This is a genomic window from Lysinibacillus sp. GJ-1 (assembly GCF_021166035.1).
GTDB classification, from domain to species: Bacteria; Bacillota; Bacilli; order Bacillales_A; family Planococcaceae; genus Lysinibacillus; species Lysinibacillus sphaericus.
Genome location: NZ_CP088912.1, coordinates 1,037,093 through 1,056,943, shown reverse-complemented (window position 1 = coordinate 1,056,943; position 19,851 = coordinate 1,037,093). Strand labels below are relative to the sequence as shown.

The window sequence follows — 19,851 nt, the reverse complement described above, 5'->3', positions numbered from 1 at the left end:
AACTATCTTAAATTATTTAAACGCTCTGCTTGACTTAAAACATCTGTAATGCGGACACCGAAGTTTTCGTCAATAACAACCACTTCGCCTTTGGCAATTAGACGACTATTTACTAGAATATCAACTGGTTCCCCTGCTAATTTATCTAATTCTATAATCGATCCACTAGCTAGTTCTAAAATCTCTTTAACAGAACGTTTCGTACGTCCTAACTCTACAGTAACTTGCAATGGAATATCAAGTAGCATATTTAAATTTCTAGCCTCAGATTGAGAGATTACATTTGGATCAAAGCTAGCAAACTGTGCTTGCTGAACATTTACAGGTTGAACTGGTCTTTGTTGCATCTGAATTTGTTGTTGTTCTTGATACATTGGTGGTTGCTCTTGATACATCGGCTGTTGCACTGGTGCAGCCGGTTGTTGATATGCCGGTTGCTGTGCTGGTGGCGGTGTATGTTGAACTGGTGGTGGCGCAATAGGCGCTTCCGGTGCAATGGTAACTGCAACTGGCTCTGCAATCGCCTCCGTTTCACCTAATAATGATTTGACAATATTTTGACTAAACTTCAGTGGCAATAATTGCATTAAGTTCGAATCAATTAAATTACCGATACGTAATCGGAATGAAACTTTTACTAGTAAATCGTCTTCCGGAATATTGTCTCGACCTTCATTTTTAGAAATATTCATTAGATCGATTGTCGGTGGTGAAATATCCACCTTTTTGTTGAATACTGTCGACATGGATGTTGCCGCAGAACCCATCATTTGATTCATCGCTTCTTGTACTGCACTTAGCTGAATTTCACCTAGGTCAGGCTTAGGGTTTAAACCGTCCCCACCTAACATTAAATCGGCTATAATGGCAGCATCTGATTGTTTAATAACAAGTAAATTCATACCTGTTAAACCAATCGTATATTCTACCTGTACGGCTACATACGGATGAGGAAATTCCTCTTCTAACTTATTACGGTTAATCATTGAAATACTAGGGGTAGTAATATCTACTTTTTGTCCTAATAACGCAGAAAGAGCAGTAGCTGAACTACCAAAAGATATATTGCCGACTTCACCGAGTGCATCTTGAGCAAACGAATCAAGGTAATCCTCTACTCTTACCTCATTTTGTTCTTCTTTTGTAGAAGCTTCGCTGTCGTTCATTCTATCGTCCAACGTTTCGCCCCTTAATAACGCTTCAATTTCTTCTTGGGAGAGCATTTCATCACTCATCTTCGTCTCCTCCTTTCAAAGGGTCGATAATCTGGATTGCTAATTTTTTACCCTGTTTGCCAGGTTGTACTGTGAATTTAGGTAATGTACCTACTTTCAGCAGCAGTGGATCATCAATTTTTTGTTCTAATTGAATAACATCACCGACTTGCATCATTAAGAAGTCTTCAATGGTGATGTCGCTAATGCCTAACTCAACAGAAAGAGGCAATTGAGCTTGTTTTACACGTGTTTCAAGCATTTTTGTTTGCTCTGGTGACATCTCTTTTGTATTAGTTTGCATCCAATAGCGAACAGATAGATTTGGTACAATTGGCTCTAAAACAACATGCGGAATACAAATATTAATCATACCGCTTGTCTCACCAATAATCGTATTTAATGAAATGACGACTACCGTTTCATTTGGTGAAATCATTTGTAAAAACTGAGGATTTACCTCAAGCTCTACTAAAATTGGGTCGATTTCAGCAACATTTTCCCATGCTTCGCGTAAATTGTCGAATGAGCGTTCAAAGAGATTTGTCATAATTTTTGTTTCAATTTCTGTTAAGTTATCAACATTACTATGACTTGCTCCACTACCACCCATTAAACGATCTAACATCGAATAAGCAATGTTTGGGTTTATTTCCATCAATATATTACCATCAAGTGGTGGCACTTCAAACACATTAATGAGCGTCATATTCGGAATTGAACGAACAAACTCTTCAAAGGGTATTTGGTCTACTGATGCTACTGTAATTTGTACATAGCTTCTTAACTGTGCAGAAAAGAAGGTAGTCAGTAGTCGTGCAAAATTCTCATGTATTCGGGTCAAACTTCGGATTTGATCTTTTGAGAAGCGCAACGCTCGCTTAAAGTCATAAACTTTAACCTTTCGCCCCTCGTCCTCTTTTTTAATGTCATCCGCTGACATTTCTCCGGTCGAGATTGCGGATAGTAGCGCATCGATCTCAGATTGGGATAACACATCTCCTGCCATTTGCCCACCTCCATTTCAAGCAGTTTCTAATTTTTATTGAAAGATGTAGGAGGTAATATATACTTGTTGAATTTCTCCCTCTTGCATCAATTCATTTAACTGTGTTTTTATTGCCTTTTCAAACATTATTTTACCTTGCTTGCCATCTAAATCTTTTTGTTCCATTTCTGAAAGCTCTTGAATAATTAAATTATTCGTTTGGAAATCACGCTTCTTTAACTCTTCTGCAGCGTCCTTGCTAGTAGTTTGGATTTTTAGCGTCATGCGCACAACCCTTTTATCAGCAAGATTGGTCATAATTTCAGGAACATCAACAGAGGCTTCTACAATATCGTCTATTGATGGTTCAAGTGATGCTGCCGGCTTATTGAATTGAGTAAATAATACAAACGCAATAACGCCAATAAGTATAATCGCCACTAGTACGATGATAATCATCGTTAACACTTTATTATTCTTCATCTTCTTCACCTCGTAGATGCGGGTTTGATAGTACTTGTATATTGTTATAAAAAGCTGTTGCCTTTTGTCGCACCTCATCTTCACTCTGTAACACAATAATTTTTGTTCCTGTTGTTAAAGTAATAGTCGTATCTGGGAAAGATTCGACTGTTTCTATGTATAAAGCATTTAGTGTAAATGCTTTGCCATTTAGTCGTGTTAGTTCAATCATTGAAATAGGGCCGGTCTAGCGCAAGAGCCGGCCCGACCCTCCCTCATATTGAAAATTATGTTTTATAGCTCGAACGCCATCTACGCATAACCTCTTGTGACATCATCCAAAGCTCTACTAAATTATTAGCAGCTATTTGGTTGCATACTTAAAGGCTTAAAAACTATGATATAGCAGCTTTCGAAACTAGAAGTAACTAATTTCTAAACTATCGTTTTAAGTTAACTAACTCTTGAAGAACCTCATCTGATGTAGTGATAATACGCGTATTTGCTTGGAAGCCACGTTGCGCTACAATCATTTCAGTAAATTCTTCAGATAAGTCGACGTTGGACATTTCAAGTGCCCCTGCCGTAATTGACCCCATACCTGCTACTGTAGCAACTTGTCCATAAGGTGCTCCAGAGTTAGCAGTTGCTTGGAAGTAGTTACTTCCTACCTTTTCAAGACCACCAGCATTAGGGAATTTAACCATAACAATTTGACCTGCATATTGTCTATATCCATTTGCATCCACATATTCAACCGTTCCATCTTGACCGATACTTATAGATTTAGCAGTTGTTGGGATTTTAATTGGATTGTTATCATCAAAAGTAAAAGTATCGTTTTCTCCAAGTAAATCCTCCGTTATACCATTCAGTGGACTTCCATTTTTATCTGCTTCGGCATTACTTTCAGTTGAGTCTGTTTCATACAATGTATCATTGGCATGACCCACTAAATATTTCCCTTCTGCATTCACTAAATAACCTGCATTATCCATGTAGAAGTTACCTGCACGTGTGTAAACAACGTTTGTATAGCCTTCTGCAACACCATCCGTATTTGACACCGAGTCGGCTACCATAAAGAAGCCTTCACCTTGAACAGCAAGGTCCAATGGGCGGTCTGTCGTTTGACGTGAGCCAGAACCGTGAACTGTATCAATTGCTGCAAGTGTTGAACCAAGACCTACTTGTAAAGGGTTTGTACCACCACGAGTAGTTGTTGCAGCTGAAGCACCTGCGCTCGTTTGAGATAAGATGTCTTTGAAAATCACGCGACCTTTTTTAAATCCATACGTGTTTACATTTGCAATATTATTGCCAATAACATCTAGCTTTGTTTGGAAGTTTTTAAGACCTGAAATACCTGAATACATAGAACGTAACATAAGTTGTCGTTCTCCCTTCATTTTTGAATTGTGCGCCTCTGTCAGTCAGCAACACATAGGCTTCCTTACTAAAGAAGGTCCAGCCTTAAAGCACGATTGTGCCATCAATATTAGTAAACAGTTGTTGCTTTGCTTCCGTGCGATCCATTGCTGTAATAACAGTAGCATTTTTAGCACTGACAATTAAAGCTGCTTGATCCATCAAGACTAATGGTTGTTTGACACCTTTGGAATGTGCCTCAAATACCTTGTCAGATACAACCTGCCATTCCTGTTCAGTAATCGCGATATTACGCTCTTTAATGCGTTCATGAGCATGCTTACTGACTTTTAGCTCCTGTTGATTCGTCGCCTCATGTAAATGCGCACTAAACGATTGCTGTGTATTGGTAGGTGTAGGTTGCTTTTGGCGAATAGTAGGATACAATGGGACACGATGAATTGAAAATTTATCCATCTTTCTCCACCACCTTTATTCGCTAATTACTGTAAATTCTTTCCCTGCTAGTTTTTTGCCATTTGCTAATTCATAATAAATAATGCCATCTTTATTAGATACAGAAGTGATTCTACCTTGTGCATCTTGTTCCCCGTCTTTGTACGTAACATTTTTGCCGATTAGCATACTCGCTTGTACAAGCGGTGATTCAGTTGATGTATTGTTTTCACCTGTGCTCGTTTCTTTATTACCAAGAATAGCAGAGATGTTTCCTGGGAATATTTCCTTGCCATCTGCTAATACAAACACGGCTTCCCCATCAACAAATTTTAAAGATTGGATAACGCCTGAGCCTTCTATTACAATCGGCTTTTTATCTTCATCCACTTCTTTTGAGATTTCATGCCATTTTACTTCTTTGCCAACAAATGATGTATAGTTCATAAGCTGTGATTGTTGTTGAGACATCAGCAATGATTCCATCGCCTTTGTCATATTTTGCATTTGTTCTAAAGACGAGAACTGTGCCATTTGAGCAATAAATTCTCGGTCATCCATAGGATTTGTTGGATCTTGATGTTGTAATTGTGTAATTAATAACTTTAAAAATGCATCTTTACCGAGCTCACTGCTACCTGTTTGTTTAGTTGGGGCACTATAGTTTGAATAGTAAAGATCATTTGAAATTTTCGTTTCAGCCACTGTTTACACCTCCTCAATTTCTAAATAATCATGGAAGGACATACTCTCTTCGTTATCCTCATTTTGTTGCTCTTGTTCTTCTTGCTGTTGTCGCTTAAAGAAGTTGTTAAAGAAGTGTTGATCTCGCTGTTGTCTATCAGCATCCTGCAACGACTGTGCAATATCTAGTCGCTCCACTTGGATATTTTGCTGAACAAACGCTTGCTTTAAATGATGTGCTTGACTGTCAAGCAGTTCACGCCCGTGCGCAGTAGATGCTAGTAGACGCGCAGTTAAAACACCGTCATTTTGGACAAGCTCGATTCGAATTGTACCAAGATTTTCAGGATATAATTTTAATGTTAAACGTGTAATCCCTTGCGCATTAGAAATTTGAGCTTTATTGATGATTGCCTGCATTTCTTTCAGTAATGCTTCCGATTGAGCTGGCTTAGCTGTTGGCAAAGTTACTTGGAATGTATCTGCTTTTGTTTGTACTGTATTCGCTGTCACCATTTCATTAGAATTTGTATCGCTTTGTTTCGTCACTTGTACTTGCTGAATGACTTGTTGGAAACCTTGCAACGGCAATGTAACAGTTGTTTTTGTGGTAACTTGTTGCGCAGTTTGAATCGTTTCAATTTGCGTTTGCACCGTTGTTAAAAATTGTTGAACGTTTGACAAACTATTTTCTTGAGACATTGTTAAATCTGCTTTTTGTCCAACTAATTGTGTTAGTTTTAATACTTGAAGTAGCGTTGTTGCCTCCTCGGGCGTTACTTGTCCTTCACCTTGTAAAGCAGCTACTAACTGCGTCTGTACCACAGGTGCTTGAGCGTCTACTAAAGTTAGTAGCTCCCATACATCACTCGCTTGCTGTTCTTCCCCTAGAAGTTGTTGAACCAATTTCTGAATTTGCTCTTTATCTACATTCAATGCAGCCATTAAATTGTCTAAATTCAACATTTCATCCATAGCTACTGCTTTGCCATCTTCCCCTATTTGAAGCATTAACAAGCCTTCGTCGTGCGGGATCTCTAACAAATCTAACAATTCCTCGATAGATTGAGTATTTAATAATTCCTCTAGTTCAGCTAACTTATCGCCATCTTGTGTTTCACTGCTTTGTGATATGTTATTTTGCTGGTTCGTTGAAGCTACTACTTGACCAAATACAGATCCAAATTTTGATACTTTATCTTGAGCTGTTCCTGCATTTGTTTTTACTTCAGCATTACTAGCTGACACAGCTTTCGGTGAAGCAGTATTTACTTTAGAAGCCGTCATATTCATCATTGCAATATTCATGTTTTCACCTCCTTTTCAATTGTTTTTTTATTGTTTAGCCATCAGTTCAGTATATTTCGCAGCATCTTGTGGTTCCATTTTCTCTAAAATAGCAGCTAACTTATCAGGTTTTAAACTTGATAAAATGCGCAATGCCTGTGCATCGCTCATTTTTATTAGCACCGGTGCTGCTGCTTTAGGTGACATCTTATCAAAAGTAGACAAAATATCATTGAAATCACGTTTCACATCATCTTGTTCTCTATTTAATTTTTCTATTTCAAACAGTAATTTCTCTTGTTCTGTCAACAATTTTTCTTTCTCAGTTGTCGTGTCATCTAATTTTTTTTGCAATTGAGCTATTTCGGCTTCTTTTTCTTGTATTTCTGCCTGTAAACTTACAACTTTGGAATCATCAATTACAACAGCATCTTTCGCTTGTTGTGCCTCTGATTCAACAAAAGGTAAGCTACTTACTGCCTTTTTTCCTAAATCAAAGACGTTCGTATTCATTAACGTTGCTACAACAAGTAACACCGCGACTACAAACATAACAGGTATTAATATCCAGATAAAAAACTTTTGGAAACCTCCTGATTTACGTGGTGGCTGTTGTACTTCTAATTCAGTTTTAATACGGTTTTCTTTTTTCGCCATGAAATCACCTGATTTCTTTCTTGAAATACGTAAGTGAAGAAATTTCATCTAAAAATATGCTCTCGATGCGATCTTGTTCTTGTTGAAATGACTTATAATCTTTTTCACGCATTTTTTCAAATTTACGTACTTCCAAGTTTTTTTCTAATAGTTTTTCTTCGTACCAATTCATTTTAGAACGTGCCTGTACAACCTTTTGTTGTACGTCGGCAATAGTCTTTTCAAGGCTATCAATAAAACGAGCATAGTGATGAATTTCTTCTATTGATGATCCTACAACTAAACGTTCTTGCTGAAATTCTATTAAATTCTCTTTCTTTTTCAGCAAGTCATACAACTTTGTTGCAACCTCTTCAAAAGAACGAACAGCTTCTTTATAGGCAATTTCAGTTTCATTTTTTTCTTGTTCTCGAATGGTTAACACTTTTTCAAAACGATACATATAACTAACCAACCTACTTGCCACCACCGTTCGATAATGTAATCAACTCATTCATACTTTCCTCAAGCGTCACCTTATCTAAATACCCTTGCTTTAAATAAGCCGTAATAAGCGGTTCATAATAAATGGCCTCATCAATCTCTTTAGATGTCCCACGTTTATAGGCACCGATATTAATTAAGTCCTCAGATTTGTCATATGTATAATAAAGCTCACGTAAACGCTCGGCCGCTTTTTTATGCGCTGGCTCTGCCACATGATTCATTAAACGACTGACGCTTTTCAGCACATTAATAGCAGGGTATTGGCCCTTATTGGCAAGGTTTCGGTCAAGTACAATATGTCCGTCTAAAATACCTCGCACTGTATCAGCTATAGGCTCGTTCATATCATCACCATCAACTAGTACCGTGTAAAAGGCAGTAATCGAACCTTTTTCATTTGTCCCCGTACGCTCTAATAACTTTGGTAAAATCGCAAATACAGATGGCGTATAACCTTTTTGAGCAGGGGGCTCTCCTGTTGCAAGCCCTATTTCCCGCTGTGCCATTGCAACACGCGTTACGGAATCCATCATCAACATGACATTTAAGCCACGATTTCTAAAGTACTCGGCAATAGCTGTTGCAGTAAACGCTCCTTTAATACGCATTAGTGCTGGTTGGTCTGACGTAGCTGCCACAACAATTGAGCGGCTTAACCCCTCAGATCCTAAATCTCTTTCAATAAATTCGCGCACCTCACGGCCACGCTCTCCAACTAACGCAATGACATTTAAATCCGCTTGTGTATTGCGTGCAATCATGCCTAGTAATGTACTTTTACCTACCCCAGAGCCGGCGAAGATACCTACACGTTGTCCGTTACCGACAGTTAACATACCATCAATTGCTTTTACTCCAACCTCAAGTCTTTCATTAATTGGCGGACGAGTAAGGGGATTGGGTGGATCTTGTTCTGTAGGAACAGACATTAATCCTTTCGGTAACAAAGTACCATCAATAGGATTCCCCATTGAATCTAGAACCTTCCCAATTAACTCTGGTCCCACTTTAATTTCAAGCGGCGCCCCTGTTCCCTCTACTAAGCAACCAATCGATATTTCTCGAAGCGAAGTATAAGGCATCAAAACAACAATTTCATCTTTGAAGCCAACAACTTCTGCCAAAATGATTTGATGGCCTTTTTTCGACGTTTCAACATGAATTTTACACACATCACCGATGGAACTATCGGGACCTCGCGACTCAATCATTAAGCCGACAACTCTCGTTACTCTACCAAACTTTTTGAAAGTCGGTATATTTGGAATTTGTTCGATTAATTGAGCCGTTTTCATGTCGATCATTCCTTACTTTCTAATATTTCATGTAGCTTGATTCTTAATTCATTTAATTGCTCGTCAATACTAACAACTATCCGACCATAATTTGTTTCGATATAGCAATCTGTTTCATTTGCAAAATCTTCGTTAACAAAAATCATAAATGGTACGTCTGTTGGGAACATTTCGGCCAACTCATCACGATTAGATGTAATTAAGCCATAATATGTAGGAGAAACGTAGATTTTAATTTCCTTCATTTCTCTCGCTTCTTTAAGACCTCTACGAACAATGGATAGATATAATTCATCGTTTTGCTCTAATGAAGTCCCTATAATACGTTCTGCAGCAGTTAAACCTAGTTCTAAAATAATTGCTTCTTGATCTTCGATATATTTTTTCGCATTTTCCCCAGCTTGTACAATGATTTCATTCGCTGTTTGAAGGGATTGCGCCATTGCTTCCGTGGCTCTGTTTGTACCATCCTCATAGCCTTGACCATACCCTTCATCATACGCTTCTTGTACACGATTTGGGCGTTCTTCTTCCCAGCTTTGTTTCATATGCTCAATTTCTTGGAAGTGCATTTGCATCTCTTGTTCAAAGGCTTGTCGTGCCGCTTGAATTTCAGCTCGAGCCTCTGCAAGTAAACGATCACGTTCGGCAAATACATCTTCCATTGTCATTTGATGATGGGATGTTTCATCTGTTTCCATTTCGGGTATATCAAACATATCACGTATTTGTATCTTCTTTACATTATCGCCATTGGACTGTGTGTATACAGAACGGATGATTCTAGACAATGACGTCATCTCCTCCACCACGTGCAATAATAATCTCACCAGCATCCTCTAAGCGACGAATAACAGCAACAATTCGCGATTGAGCTTCTTCTACGTCACGCAAACGAACTGGCCCCATAATTTCCATTTCTTCTTTGAAAGTATCTGCCATTCGTTGTGACATATTTCGGAAGATAATATCTTTTACTTCTTCGCTTGACACTTTCATTGAAAGGAGTAAATCTTCGTTTTCACAATCACGGATAACACGCTGAATCGAACGGTTATCAAGCGTAACAATATCTTCGAATACAAACATGCGTTTTTTGATTTCTTCTGCAAGCTCTGGGTCTTGAATTTCGAGTGCATCGAGAATCGTTTTTTCTGTTTGTCGGTCTACACCATTTAATACTTCAACGACTGCGTCGATACCACCAGTTTCTGTGTAGTCTTGCGTCACAGTTGAAGATAGTTTACGTTCTAAGACAGACTCAATTTCACTAATTACTTCTGGTGAAGTTGACTCCATCATCGCAATACGTTTAGCTATATCAGCTTGTACTTCTTGTGGTAATGAAGATAAAATAACACCCGCTTGTCCTGCTTCTAAATACGAGAGAATAAGGGCAATTGTTTGTGGATGTTCATTTTGAATAAAGTTAAAAATTTGTGCAGGATCTGCTCTACGTGCAAAGTCGAATGGGCGCACTTGTAAAGAAGAAGTCAAACGATTAATGATTGTTTGAGCTTGTTCAATACCTAGTGCTTTCTCTAATACCGTCTTCGCGTAGCCAATACCGCCTTGTGTAATATAATCTTGCGCAAGTGCAATATTGTGGAATTCTTCAATAATTTCTTCTTTTACATTTGCTTCTACTTTTTTAACACTTGAAATTTCTAACGTTAAACGTTCAATTTCTTCCTCAGTTAAATGTTTATAGACAGAAGCTGAAACCTCATACCTAATGAAATTAACAAGAGTGCGTTTTGTTTTCCGGTTAATTCCTTATCTTTCTTGGACACAGCAGAACCTCCTAGTTAGTCTTCCGCAATCCAACTACGCAGTAACTTTGCAAAATCATCAGGCTTTTCTTTCGCCATTTTTTCAAGTTGCTTACGACGCATTGTAGCTTCCGTTTCAATTTCTTCATTAATATCATCAATCATCAATTCTTCTTGTTCTTCTAGGATACTTAACTCTTCTTCTTCCTTCGCACGTTTACGTGAACGGATAATAAAGAATGCAAGTAATAGAATAACAGCTAGTAAAATACCTCCAACTACCCAAACCCACCATGGGATAACAGGTGTTTCATCAGCAGTATCAGCTACCTTACCATTTAACGGTTGGACAGAAACAGCCACTTTTTCATCAATTTGCTCTTGAGTAAGTACCGCTGCTACATCCTTTGAAATTGTTGTACGAACAATTGTACTTAAAATTTTCTCAATGTCTTGTTGTACACCATCAGGTAATGATGCAGCGTCTGTAGCTGTAGGTGGTTCAACAATTACTTGGATGCCAATATCTTGAATTTTATATGGTGCTTCTTGAATATCTTTACGAATACGGTTGACGTCATTATTAATAGTTTCTTCCGTACGTTCATAATCACCATTTCCTGTTGCACCCTCATTGTATGTTGTGAAATTATCTGTAGTTGTTTCAGCCTCAGGTGTACCCATTGCTGCATTACCAGTACCAGAATATTGCTCTGTAATACGTTGGGCGCTAATCGCAATCCCTTCCATATTCTCTTCATCAACTGGTGTCACTAAGTTCTCTTCACGATTTTCCTTTTTAAAGTCAATGTCTGTTGTAACAGAAACAATTACTTTATCTTGTCCCATCAGTGTTCCTAGCATATTTTGCACTTGACGTTGTAGGTCACGTTCAACCAATTTCTTCATTTGTAATTGACCTTCAGCTGTTGTTGTCGATGTACCATCTGTTGTTGCAGCATTTAAATCAAAGTACTCTGAGAATTGATTCGAGATCACAATGTTATCAGTTTTTAAATTCGGAATACTTTTTGAAACTAAGTTGTACATTGTTGCAATTTGTTGTTCTGTAAACTTATAGCCAGGATCTGTATTCAATACAATGGATGCAGTCGCATCTTCTTTTACATCCTGTATGAAAACTCCTTCTTCAGGAAGAGTGATCATCACTTTTGCATCTTTTACGCCCTCTAGATTTTTGATTAGCTTAGCAATTTCTGTTTCAGTTGCGGCTTTTTTCAATAAATTGAATTCATTGTCCGTCATACCGAAGCCAGAACTATTAGCAAAAGAGTAATCGATTGTTCCAGTCTGAGGATATCCTTCTGATGCTAGTTGCACCAATAAAGAGTCAACCTGTTCTTGAGGCACTAATATAGATGTGCCTCCTGGGGCAATTTCATATTTTACACCTTGAGAATCCAATGCTTCTTTTACTTGCCCAATTTCTCTTGTGGATAAATCTTTATAGAGCGGAACATATGTAGTTTTTGTTGCAAAAAACGTAATGATGGCTGCAAGTGCTATCACACCTACTACAGAACTAAGCATTACTATTTTTTGTGTTTTACTCCGACTTTTCCAAAATTGGCTGGTGTCGGTTTTTATTTTCGTCAATCGTTCATTCATTATGAATCCTCCGGTTATAGTGAATAACCTAGCAATCAATAATTCGCGATAACAGTGGAATCTCATGGAAGTATTGAATATAAAATGTATCGTTCCATGAGAAGCCTAATTAATTGGATTGGTGTCTTTCTTCACCAACGCAATTTAATTAGACACTCATTCGCATTATTTCTTGGTAAGCTTCAATCACCTTATTGCGAACTTCAATTGTTGCGTTTAATGTAATGCTCGCCTTTTGAGATGCAATCATTACTTCGTGCAACTCCACATCTCCACCAGTTATTAGCTTTTGTGTAAATTTATCAGAAGTGATTTGCTGATCATTCACTTTCGCTATTGCCTCTTTTAACGAATTCGCAAAGCTTTGTTGCGCTTCGTAAGGTGTCGTTTTTAGTTTATTTGTTTCATTTACAACCTGAGTAGGTGTCATTAGTGAAACGGACGAAATTGCCATTATGTATCCATCCTTTCTTTATGTTTATTTACCAATCTCCAACGCCTTTGTCAGCATGGACTTATTTGCATTTAAAACTGTTATGTTCGCCTCGTATGAACGAGTAGCAGACATTAAATCTACCATTTCTTTTAACGGGTCAACATTTGGCATGTTGACATAGCCTTCTGCATTTGCATCCGGATGTGTCGGATCATACACTAATTTGAAAGGTGTTTCTGTATCTTCCTTAATTTGCGATACTTTTACGCCATTCCCCACGCCACCTTTAGCATTTTTTCCGAGTGCAACATTAAGAAACTTTGAAAATTGCCCTTCCTGCGCGGAAAAAGTGACAGACTTCCGGCGGTATGGCTCCCATTCCCCATTTACTTGTTTAGCACGAGTTGTATCCATGTTTGCCATATTGGAAGAAATAACATCCATGCGCAACCTTTGTGCTGTTAAAGCAGAGGCAGTGGTATTCATTCCATGAAATATAGACATTTATTACTTACCTCCTTTAATAACTGTATTGAGTGTATTTAACTTACCATTTACACGGTCGATTAAAGCATTGTAGTAGATTTGATTTTCTGCTAATTTCGTTTGTTCAGCATCCATATCTACAGCATTTCCGTTATTTCGATATCGTAAGCCGTCAACATTATGGACACCTGGTGTCGATTGTCTTATTTCGAAATCATAATGTCTACTATCTGTGCGATATGCCGAAATAGAAATTTGTTTCTCTTTCTCCAACATATCCTTAAAACTTACACTTTTCGCCTTATAATTTGGTGTATCGACATTCGCAATGTTATTTGCGATTGTTTTATGATTCAAAGTTGCATAGGAAAGTCCGTTTTCCAGGCTACTAATAGTTCCTCCAAATAAGTTCAAAACCATTCACCTCATTTTAATTCAATCTATGTACTTCTTATTTTATCCAATAATACAATTGTAATTAAGATGATACGTAGTGTCTATTGTCTTTTGTCATTTTTTAATAGTAGATACGCCCTATTTTTTCAGAAGTTTAACCGGGACAAATATGCCCCATCCCTTGGGGCACTAAGCGTCGATGCGTTTCGTCTTATTTCTAGTTATTTTACACTATTTCGACAGTGTTTACTGTATTAGTATCAATTATCTCCCTGTTTATTACTAGACAGGGTTGGATATAAATGACAAATTGTGATTTTTCGGTAAAAAAAAGTCCCTTTTTACTATTTTTAATATGATTATATAAGTAACCTTCTAGAAATGTAATTATGAAAATTTTCGCACATCGACAAAAAAGGCTATTGAAATGCATACCCCATTGTCAGATGTACTATCTTCAAACTGAGTACTTTTCAGTTGCTTCTCTGAAAAATTCTTTATATGTAAAGATTGAATTAAGCGGAAATTAGCAAGTTATTCTCGGATAAGCATTAATTCTTTGCTTAACGGATTTTAATTGTCCCTTTGTTTTGCTAAAGCTACCTCCCCTTTTCCACAATAAACAGACCTTAGGATGCAGTTATTGCACTTACAGAAGATGGATTTTAAATTTCCCTACTAAAAAAGCCCTACCATATTTTTCCCTATTAAAAATACAAGATTGGTACCATTCACAAAAATGACACATATACCATTTGTTGAGATACCATTTGCACGTAAGAAAAGCTAAGTAAGGCTTAACATATTAACAATGTATATAGTTGAGATAACTAAAACAACACTTAGTTACAGTGAAAAGCTCCCTCAAAATCATTTGAGGGAGCTTTTTTAATTATTTCATTTTAATTTCAGCAAGTGCATTTAAGAACTTATCGTTTAATACTTTAATGTAAGTTCCCTTCATACCTAGAGAGCGTGATTCAATGACACCCGCAGATTCTAGTTTACGTAATGCATTGACGATTACAGAACGTGTTATACCTACGCGGTCAGCAATTTTTGAAGCAACTAATAAACCTTCGTTACCATCTAGCTCTTCAAAAATATGTTCAATCGCTTCTAATTCACTATATGAAAGTGAGTTAATCGCCATTTGTACAACAGCTTTGCTACGCGCTTCTTCTTCAATCTCTTCTGATTTCTCACGTAAAATTTCCATACCTACTACTGTTGCGCCGTACTCAGCTAAAATTAAATCATCATCTTCAAATTGAGCTGATAAACGGGCTAAAATTAAAGTACCTAAACGTTCACCGCCACCAACGATTGGAACGATTGTTGTTAAAGCGCTTTGGAATAAATCTTTATTTTCTACAGGGAACGCAGTATGTTCATTGTTTATATCTAGGTTTGAAGATGTTTCAGAAATTGTAAATAAGCTATGTGTATATTCTTCTGGGAATTGACGCTCTTCGAACATTTTTTTCATACGCTCATTTTCAATTTGTTGGTGAATTGAAATACCTAAAAGCTTACCTTTACGGCTCACAATATAAACGTTGCTGTCAATAATATCACCTAGTGTGTCAGCCATTTCTTTAAAGTTTACCGGCTTACCTGCAGATGCTTGGAGCATCGAGTTAATTTTACGTGTTTTTTCTAATAAGTTCATTATGTGTTCCTCCTATAAATAATCCATACCGTATTTATTTAATATTCTAAAGTTTTTTACAATTGAATGATACTAACAAGCCTTGCCTACAGTATAAACTGTGACAAATCTTTGTTTTTTACAATACCCGCTAGCTTCTGGTCAACATAAGCAGCTGTTATTTCAATTTGCGCCGGTGCTATTTCAGAAGCTTCAAACGATAATTCTTCTAACAAGCGTTCTAAAATTGTATGCAAACGACGTGCACCAATATTATCGGTTTCTTGGTTAACCTCTGTAGCAATTTCTGCAATTCGTTCAATTGCATTTTCTGCAAAATCGATTGCTACACCTTCTGTTTCTAACAATGCTTTATATTGCAAAATAAGTGATTGATCTGGTTCCTTTAAAATACGAACAAAATCTTGCTTCGTTAATTTTTCTAATTCAACACGGATAGGGAATCGCCCCTGTAATTCTGGAATCAAATCGGATGGCTTTGACATATGGAAAGCACCTGCTGCAATGAAAAGCATGTAGTCTGTTTTGACCGCCCCATACTTTGTCGTCACAGTAGAACCTTCGACAATCGGCAAGATATCGCGCTGAACACCCTCGCGTGAAACACTGGCAGAAGAGTTCGTGTCTTTGCTTGCGATTTTATCGATTTCATCAATAAATATAATCCCAGATTGTTCTGCTCTAGCAATCGCTTCTTGTGACACCTCATCTGCGTCAATCAGCTTATTTGCTTCCTCTATAGTTAAAATACGACGTGCATCTTTTACTTGCACTCTGCGTTTTTTCTGTTTTTTAGGCATTAAGCTAGACAACATGTCTTGCATCCCACTATTTGCAGACATATCCATTCCTGTTCCTTGCAATGCATCAAAAATCGACGGACTTTGCTCCGTTACTTCAACTGTAACCCACTCATTTTCTAATTTGCCATTGCGTAAATCAATTGCGATTTGCGCACGTTTTGAGCGCACTTCCGTTTCTTCAGAAGATGTATCATCATGCGTTTGTTGTTCTTTGCCACCAAATAACATTTCAAACGGATTTTGCATAGCCTGTTTTTTACGTAAAGAAGGGACAAGTAATTTTACAATGGCTTCATTTGCCAATTCTTCCGCTTGCTCCTTCACAGACTCCATCATCTCTTCCTTCACTAGACGATGAGCAGCCTCTACAACATCGCGTACCATTGACTCCACATCGCGTCCAACGTAGCCCACTTCTGTAAATTTCGTTGCTTCAACTTTCACGAATGGTGCATTCGTAAGCTTTGCAATTCTTCTTGCAATTTCAGTTTTCCCAACTCCAGTTGGTCCAATCATTAAAATATTTTTTGGAATAACCTCAGCCTTCATATCATCCGCTAGAAGAGAACGACGATAACGATTTCGTAATGCAATAGCTACCGCTCTTTTCGCCTCATTTTGCCCTACGATAAAACGATCCAAATGCTCAGTAATTTGTCTTGGCGTTAAGTTTTGTGGTGTCATTAGTTAAGTGCCTCCACGATAATATTATGGTTTGTAAATACACAAATTTCAGCGGCAGTTTCTAACGCTGCCTCCGCAATCTCTCGGGCAGTCATTGTTTCACCTGCATATTTTTTTAGAGCTCGACCTGCTGATAATGCATAATTCCCACCAGAACCAATTGCTAAAATACCATCGTCTGGTTCGATCACTTCTCCCGTACCAGATACAAGGAGTAGTGTACTTTTATCCATTACAAGTAACATCGCTTCTAATTGGCGTAGCATTTTATCACCGCGCCATTGTTTTGCTACTTCTACAGCAGCCCGCTGTAAATTCCCATTATATTCGTTTAATTTCGCTTCAAACATTTCAAAAAGTGTAAATGCATCAGCTACCGACCCCGCAAAGCCTGCCAGCACCTGACCATTAAACAGACGTCTGACCTTCCTTGCAGTTCCTTTCATGACAACCGCATTGCCAAGTGTCACTTGACCATCGCCAGCCATAGCGCACCCGCCGTTATGATGTACCGCAAATATCGTAGTCGCATGGATTTGTCCCATTTGCCTTCCTCCTTAGCCTCTATTATGCCCTTGGATGGGCATTCATATATGTTTGACGAAGATGCTCATTTGTTACATGCGTATAAACCTGTGTTGAAGTTAAATGCGCGTGGCCCAGTAACTCCTGCACCGTCCGTAAATCCGCGCCATGATTCAGTAAATGTGTAGCAAAAGTATGGCGAAGCATATGTGGGTATATTTTCGTATGGAGTGAGGTCTTGTCAATCATTTCATTTAAAATATGACGTACCCCTCGTGGTGTAAGTTCCCCACCACGCATGTTGACAAATAATTGCTCATGATTTGTTTGTTTCATCAAACGTGGACGAGCCTGCTCTATGTAGTGCTGTATAGCCACACTCGCAAATTGACCAAATGGTATAATACGTTCTTTTCTTCCTTTACCCATTACCCGAACAATAGAATAACGGAAATCTATATCCCCTACCATAATGGATGTGAGCTCACTCACACGAATGCCCGTTGCATATAATAACTCTAAAATCGCCATATTGCGCAACGATTTCAAATCATCGCCTACATTCGCATCAAAAAGCTGCATTAATTCTTGTTCGTAAAAAAAACTTGGTAAACGTGATTCTTTTTTCGGATGATAGAGCGATCGAAAAGCGCCATCATCCAAGCCGTGCTGTTTATTTAGAAAGCGAAAAAAGGAGCGGATTGATGAAATCTTCCTTGATACAGAAGTTCTTGCTTTCTTTTCATCGTACAACTTCGTTACATATAGACGTGCATGTATATACTCAACACTAGCTAAATCATTAACGCCTTCTGCCTGTAAAAACGCTAAAAAATCCAGTAGGTCTGATTCATATTCTCGCACAGTATGAACAGAGAAGTTTTTTTCTACCTGGATGTAAAGCATAAACTGTTCAAGTGCTTCTTGGGACGAAACTAACATGAAAGATTCACCACCAATGAATTATTCGTAACCTTCTCTCATTACTATTACCAACAAATTCAAATGGTAAAACAATTGCGGCCATCTAAATCAATTTGTTGCTTTAGTAATCTTTAAAAAACATACATATTGACACTATACCTATCTTCGTAATATAGCAAGTGAAAATGGTTATATTTTGAGAAAATCTCTATACAAAATAATAAAATACGTGTAAATAAGCATTTTGTCTACATAAAAGAAAAAGCCTCTAAGAGTATATCAACTTTTAGAGGCTTTTGGCAATTAAATTGTTTGTGAATTCACAAAATTTCGAATTGTGCTCATTGCACGTGCAGCATGCATTTCTGCACGTTCTGGTTTTGAACGACGTCCAGGTGGTAATTCAGGGAATATGCCAAAGTTGACATTCATCGGTTGGAAGTTTTTCGATTGTGCTTCTGTTATATAACGCGCCATACTTCCTAATGCCGTTTCGAATGGGAAAATAATTGGTTCTTGTCCCAATGCTAAACGTGCCGCATTAATGCCAGCAATTAAACCGCTTCCTGCTGATTCTACATAACCTTCTACACCCGTCATTTGACCAGCAAAGAAAATATTTTTTTGTTCACGTAACTGATATGTTTTCTCTAAAACTTTCGGTGAATTAATGAAAGTATTTCTGTGCATTACACCATAGCGTACGATTTCAACATTTTCTAGTCCAGGAATTAGTTGTAGTACTTCCTTTTGCGGCCTCCACTTTAAGTGAGTTTGGAAACCTACTATATTGTAAAGGGTACCCGCTGCATCATCTTGGCGCAATTGTACTACCGCATATGGTCGTTTACCTGTTTTTGGATCTTCAAGCCCTACTGGCTTCATCGGTCCAAATAACATTGTTTTTTCACCACGAGCTGCCATTACTTCGATTGGCATGCAGCCTTCAAAATAAATTTCTTTTTCAAATTCTTTTAATGGCACAACTTCTGCTTCAATCAATGCTTGGCGGAAACGATCGAATTCTTCTTTTGTCATAGGACAGTTTAAATAAGCCGCTTCACCTTTATCATAACGAGATTTTAAATATACTTTATCCATATCGATGCTATCTTTTTCAATAATTGGTGCAGCTGCATCATAGAAATATAAATAGTCGAGACCTGTTAATCCTTGAATTTTTTCAGCTAGTGCTTTTGAAGTCAGTGGGCCTATTGCAATAACCGTAATGCCCTCTGGAATTTCTGTAACTTCTTCATGTATTACTTCCACTAGTGGGTGATTTTTTACCGCTTCCGTTACATAGCCTGCAAACTCATGACGGTCAACTGCAAGTGCACCACCTGCTGGTACTGAGCATGCATCAGCTGCTTTTAAAATAACAGAGTCTAATAAACGCATTTCTTCTTTAATAACACCTACTGCATTTGTCAGTGTATTAGCACGTAACGAGTTTGAACAAACAAGCTCTGCAAATTTATCAGTATGGTGGGCAGGTGTTTGTTTAACAGGGCGCATTTCATAAAGTTTAACTTTTACTCCACGTTTAGCAATTTGCCAAGCCGCTTCACTTCCTGCAAGGTCAGCACCTATTACATTTACAACTAGTTCAGTCATGTTCTTACCA

Annotated in this window: 21 protein-coding genes and 1 pseudogene; all 22 read right to left on the bottom strand. The window is 37.9% G+C overall.

Going from position 1 to position 19,851, the window contains the following annotated elements; translation table 11 throughout:
* Positions 1-2 precede the first annotated feature (2 nt).
* The 22 genes and pseudogenes from fliY to trmFO all read right to left on the bottom strand — a co-directional run bounded on the left by fliY (position 3) and on the right by trmFO (position 19,841).
* On the bottom strand, positions 3-1,235 hold the full coding sequence (gene fliY, locus LO754_RS04860) for a flagellar motor switch phosphatase FliY (RefSeq protein ID WP_231785706.1): 1,233 nt from the start codon (positions 1,233-1,235) through the stop codon (positions 3-5).
* Positions 1,228-2,223 carry a flagellar motor switch protein FliM gene (fliM, locus tag LO754_RS04855; RefSeq protein WP_024362025.1) on the bottom strand — a complete coding sequence of 332 codons (996 nt, stop codon included), beginning with the start codon at positions 2,221-2,223 and terminating at the stop codon, positions 1,228-1,230. Before fliM ends, fliY begins: the two co-directional genes overlap by 8 nt.
* A gap of 33 nt (positions 2,224-2,256) precedes the next feature.
* A complete protein-coding gene (gene fliL, locus LO754_RS04850; protein WP_024362026.1) occupies positions 2,257-2,685 on the bottom strand; it encodes a flagellar basal body-associated protein FliL in 429 nt (142 codons plus the stop codon).
* Entirely contained in the window at positions 2,675-2,896 is a 222-nt protein-coding gene (locus LO754_RS04845) for a flagellar FlbD family protein (RefSeq protein WP_024362027.1), read from the bottom strand. The genes fliL and LO754_RS04845 overlap by 11 nt, the downstream gene beginning before the upstream one ends.
* Positions 2,897-3,104: 208 nt before the next feature.
* The gene (flgG, locus tag LO754_RS04840; protein WP_231785705.1) at positions 3,105-4,052 is read right to left on the bottom strand and encodes a flagellar basal body rod protein FlgG; all 948 of its coding nucleotides are present in this window, start codon (positions 4,050-4,052) and stop codon (positions 3,105-3,107) included.
* Positions 4,053-4,137: 85 nt separating this feature from the next.
* Positions 4,138-4,509, bottom strand: coding sequence for a TIGR02530 family flagellar biosynthesis protein (locus tag LO754_RS04835; protein WP_024362029.1), 372 nt, complete (start codon positions 4,507-4,509; stop codon positions 4,138-4,140).
* A gap of 15 nt (positions 4,510-4,524) precedes the next feature.
* Positions 4,525-5,193 (bottom strand): flagellar hook assembly protein FlgD, encoded by a 669-nt coding sequence (gene flgD / locus LO754_RS04830; protein WP_231785704.1) that lies wholly within the window; start codon positions 5,191-5,193, stop codon positions 4,525-4,527.
* A gap of 3 nt (positions 5,194-5,196) precedes the next feature.
* Positions 5,197-6,480, bottom strand: coding sequence for a flagellar hook-length control protein FliK (locus LO754_RS04825; protein ID WP_231785703.1), 1,284 nt, complete (start codon positions 6,478-6,480; stop codon positions 5,197-5,199).
* Between the two features lie 27 nt (positions 6,481-6,507).
* A complete protein-coding gene (locus LO754_RS04820) occupies positions 6,508-7,116 on the bottom strand; it encodes a MotE family protein (protein WP_024362032.1) in 609 nt (202 codons plus the stop codon).
* Between the two features lie 4 nt (positions 7,117-7,120).
* Positions 7,121-7,570, bottom strand: coding sequence for a flagellar export protein FliJ (gene fliJ / locus LO754_RS04815; RefSeq protein ID WP_024362033.1), 450 nt, complete (start codon positions 7,568-7,570; stop codon positions 7,121-7,123).
* Between the two features lies 1 nt (position 7,571).
* Positions 7,572-8,897, bottom strand: coding sequence for a flagellar protein export ATPase FliI (gene fliI / locus LO754_RS04810; protein ID WP_231785702.1), 1,326 nt, complete (start codon positions 8,895-8,897; stop codon positions 7,572-7,574).
* 5 nt (positions 8,898-8,902) lie between these two features.
* A complete protein-coding gene (fliH, locus tag LO754_RS04805; protein ID WP_024362035.1) occupies positions 8,903-9,688 on the bottom strand; it encodes a flagellar assembly protein FliH in 786 nt (261 codons plus the stop codon).
* A pseudogene (gene fliG / locus LO754_RS04800) lies at positions 9,681-10,690 on the bottom strand (flagellar motor switch protein FliG). Before fliG ends, fliH begins: the two are co-directional and overlap by 8 nt.
* A 15-nt stretch (positions 10,691-10,705) precedes the next feature.
* Positions 10,706-12,298, bottom strand: coding sequence for a flagellar basal-body MS-ring/collar protein FliF (fliF, locus tag LO754_RS04795; protein ID WP_105928922.1), 1,593 nt, complete (start codon positions 12,296-12,298; stop codon positions 10,706-10,708).
* A 148-nt stretch (positions 12,299-12,446) separates the two neighbouring features.
* Positions 12,447-12,752 (bottom strand): flagellar hook-basal body complex protein FliE, encoded by a 306-nt coding sequence (gene fliE, locus LO754_RS04790; RefSeq protein ID WP_024362037.1) that lies wholly within the window; start codon positions 12,750-12,752, stop codon positions 12,447-12,449.
* Positions 12,753-12,776: 24 nt separating this feature from the next.
* A complete protein-coding gene (gene flgC, locus LO754_RS04785; RefSeq protein WP_024362038.1) occupies positions 12,777-13,238 on the bottom strand; it encodes a flagellar basal body rod protein FlgC in 462 nt (153 codons plus the stop codon).
* 3 nt (positions 13,239-13,241) lie between these two features.
* Positions 13,242-13,634, bottom strand: coding sequence for a flagellar basal body rod protein FlgB (gene flgB / locus LO754_RS04780; RefSeq protein WP_024362039.1), 393 nt, complete (start codon positions 13,632-13,634; stop codon positions 13,242-13,244).
* 874 nt (positions 13,635-14,508) lie between these two features.
* Complete coding sequence (gene codY, locus LO754_RS04775) at positions 14,509-15,288, bottom strand: GTP-sensing pleiotropic transcriptional regulator CodY (protein WP_024362040.1); 780 nt, start codon at positions 15,286-15,288, stop codon at positions 14,509-14,511.
* An 86-nt stretch (positions 15,289-15,374) separates the two neighbouring features.
* On the bottom strand, positions 15,375-16,775 hold the full coding sequence (hslU, locus tag LO754_RS04770; protein ID WP_024362041.1) for an ATP-dependent protease ATPase subunit HslU: 1,401 nt from the start codon (positions 16,773-16,775) through the stop codon (positions 15,375-15,377).
* Positions 16,775-17,320: an ATP-dependent protease subunit HslV gene (gene hslV, locus LO754_RS04765; RefSeq protein ID WP_024362042.1), complete on the bottom strand. Its 546-nt coding sequence runs from the start codon at positions 17,318-17,320 to the stop codon at positions 16,775-16,777. Before hslV ends, hslU begins: the two co-directional genes overlap by 1 nt.
* A 22-nt stretch (positions 17,321-17,342) precedes the next feature.
* Positions 17,343-18,242 carry a tyrosine recombinase XerC gene (gene xerC, locus LO754_RS04760; protein ID WP_024362043.1) on the bottom strand — a complete coding sequence of 300 codons (900 nt, stop codon included), beginning with the start codon at positions 18,240-18,242 and terminating at the stop codon, positions 17,343-17,345.
* Between the two features lie 285 nt (positions 18,243-18,527).
* Positions 18,528-19,841 carry an FADH(2)-oxidizing methylenetetrahydrofolate--tRNA-(uracil(54)-C(5))-methyltransferase TrmFO gene (gene trmFO, locus LO754_RS04755; RefSeq protein WP_231785701.1) on the bottom strand — a complete coding sequence of 438 codons (1,314 nt, stop codon included), beginning with the start codon at positions 19,839-19,841 and terminating at the stop codon, positions 18,528-18,530.
* Positions 19,842-19,851 lie beyond the last annotated feature (10 nt).

Excerpts from the sequence above, each read along its gene's own strand:
- fliY (WP_231785706.1), bottom strand. The coding sequence starts at position 1,235 with ATGAGTGATGAAATGCTCTCCCAAGAAGAAATTGAAGCGTTATTAAGG.
- fliM (WP_024362025.1), bottom strand. The coding sequence starts at position 2,223 with ATGGCAGGAGATGTGTTATCCCAATCTGAGATCGATGCGCTACTATCC.
- fliL (WP_024362026.1), bottom strand. The coding sequence starts at position 2,685 with ATGAAGAATAATAAAGTGTTAACGATGATTATCATCGTACTAGTGGCG.
- LO754_RS04845 (WP_024362027.1), bottom strand. The coding sequence starts at position 2,896 with ATGATTGAACTAACACGACTAAATGGCAAAGCATTTACACTAAATGCT.
- flgG (WP_231785705.1), bottom strand. The coding sequence starts at position 4,052 with ATGTTACGTTCTATGTATTCAGGTATTTCAGGTCTTAAAAACTTCCAA.
- LO754_RS04835 (WP_024362029.1), bottom strand. The coding sequence starts at position 4,509 with ATGGATAAATTTTCAATTCATCGTGTCCCATTGTATCCTACTATTCGC.
- LO754_RS04825 (WP_231785703.1), bottom strand. The coding sequence starts at position 6,480 with ATGAATATTGCAATGATGAATATGACGGCTTCTAAAGTAAATACTGCT.
- LO754_RS04820 (WP_024362032.1), bottom strand. The coding sequence starts at position 7,116 with ATGGCGAAAAAAGAAAACCGTATTAAAACTGAATTAGAAGTACAACAG.
- fliI (WP_231785702.1), bottom strand. The coding sequence starts at position 8,897 with ATGAAAACGGCTCAATTAATCGAACAAATTCCAAATATACCGACTTTC.
- fliF (WP_105928922.1), bottom strand. The coding sequence starts at position 12,298 with ATGAATGAACGATTGACGAAAATAAAAACCGACACCAGCCAATTTTGG.
- fliE (WP_024362037.1), bottom strand. The coding sequence starts at position 12,752 with ATGGCAATTTCGTCCGTTTCACTAATGACACCTACTCAGGTTGTAAAT.
- flgC (WP_024362038.1), bottom strand. The coding sequence starts at position 13,238 with ATGTCTATATTTCATGGAATGAATACCACTGCCTCTGCTTTAACAGCA.
- codY (WP_024362040.1), bottom strand. The coding sequence starts at position 15,288 with ATGAACTTATTAGAAAAAACACGTAAAATTAACTCGATGCTCCAAGCA.
- hslU (WP_024362041.1), bottom strand. The coding sequence starts at position 16,775 with ATGACACCACAAAACTTAACGCCAAGACAAATTACTGAGCATTTGGAT.
- hslV (WP_024362042.1), bottom strand. The coding sequence starts at position 17,320 with ATGGGACAAATCCATGCGACTACGATATTTGCGGTACATCATAACGGC.
- xerC (WP_024362043.1), bottom strand. The coding sequence starts at position 18,242 with ATGTTAGTTTCGTCCCAAGAAGCACTTGAACAGTTTATGCTTTACATC.
- trmFO (WP_231785701.1), bottom strand. The coding sequence starts at position 19,841 with ATGACTGAACTAGTTGTAAATGTAATAGGTGCTGACCTTGCAGGAAGT.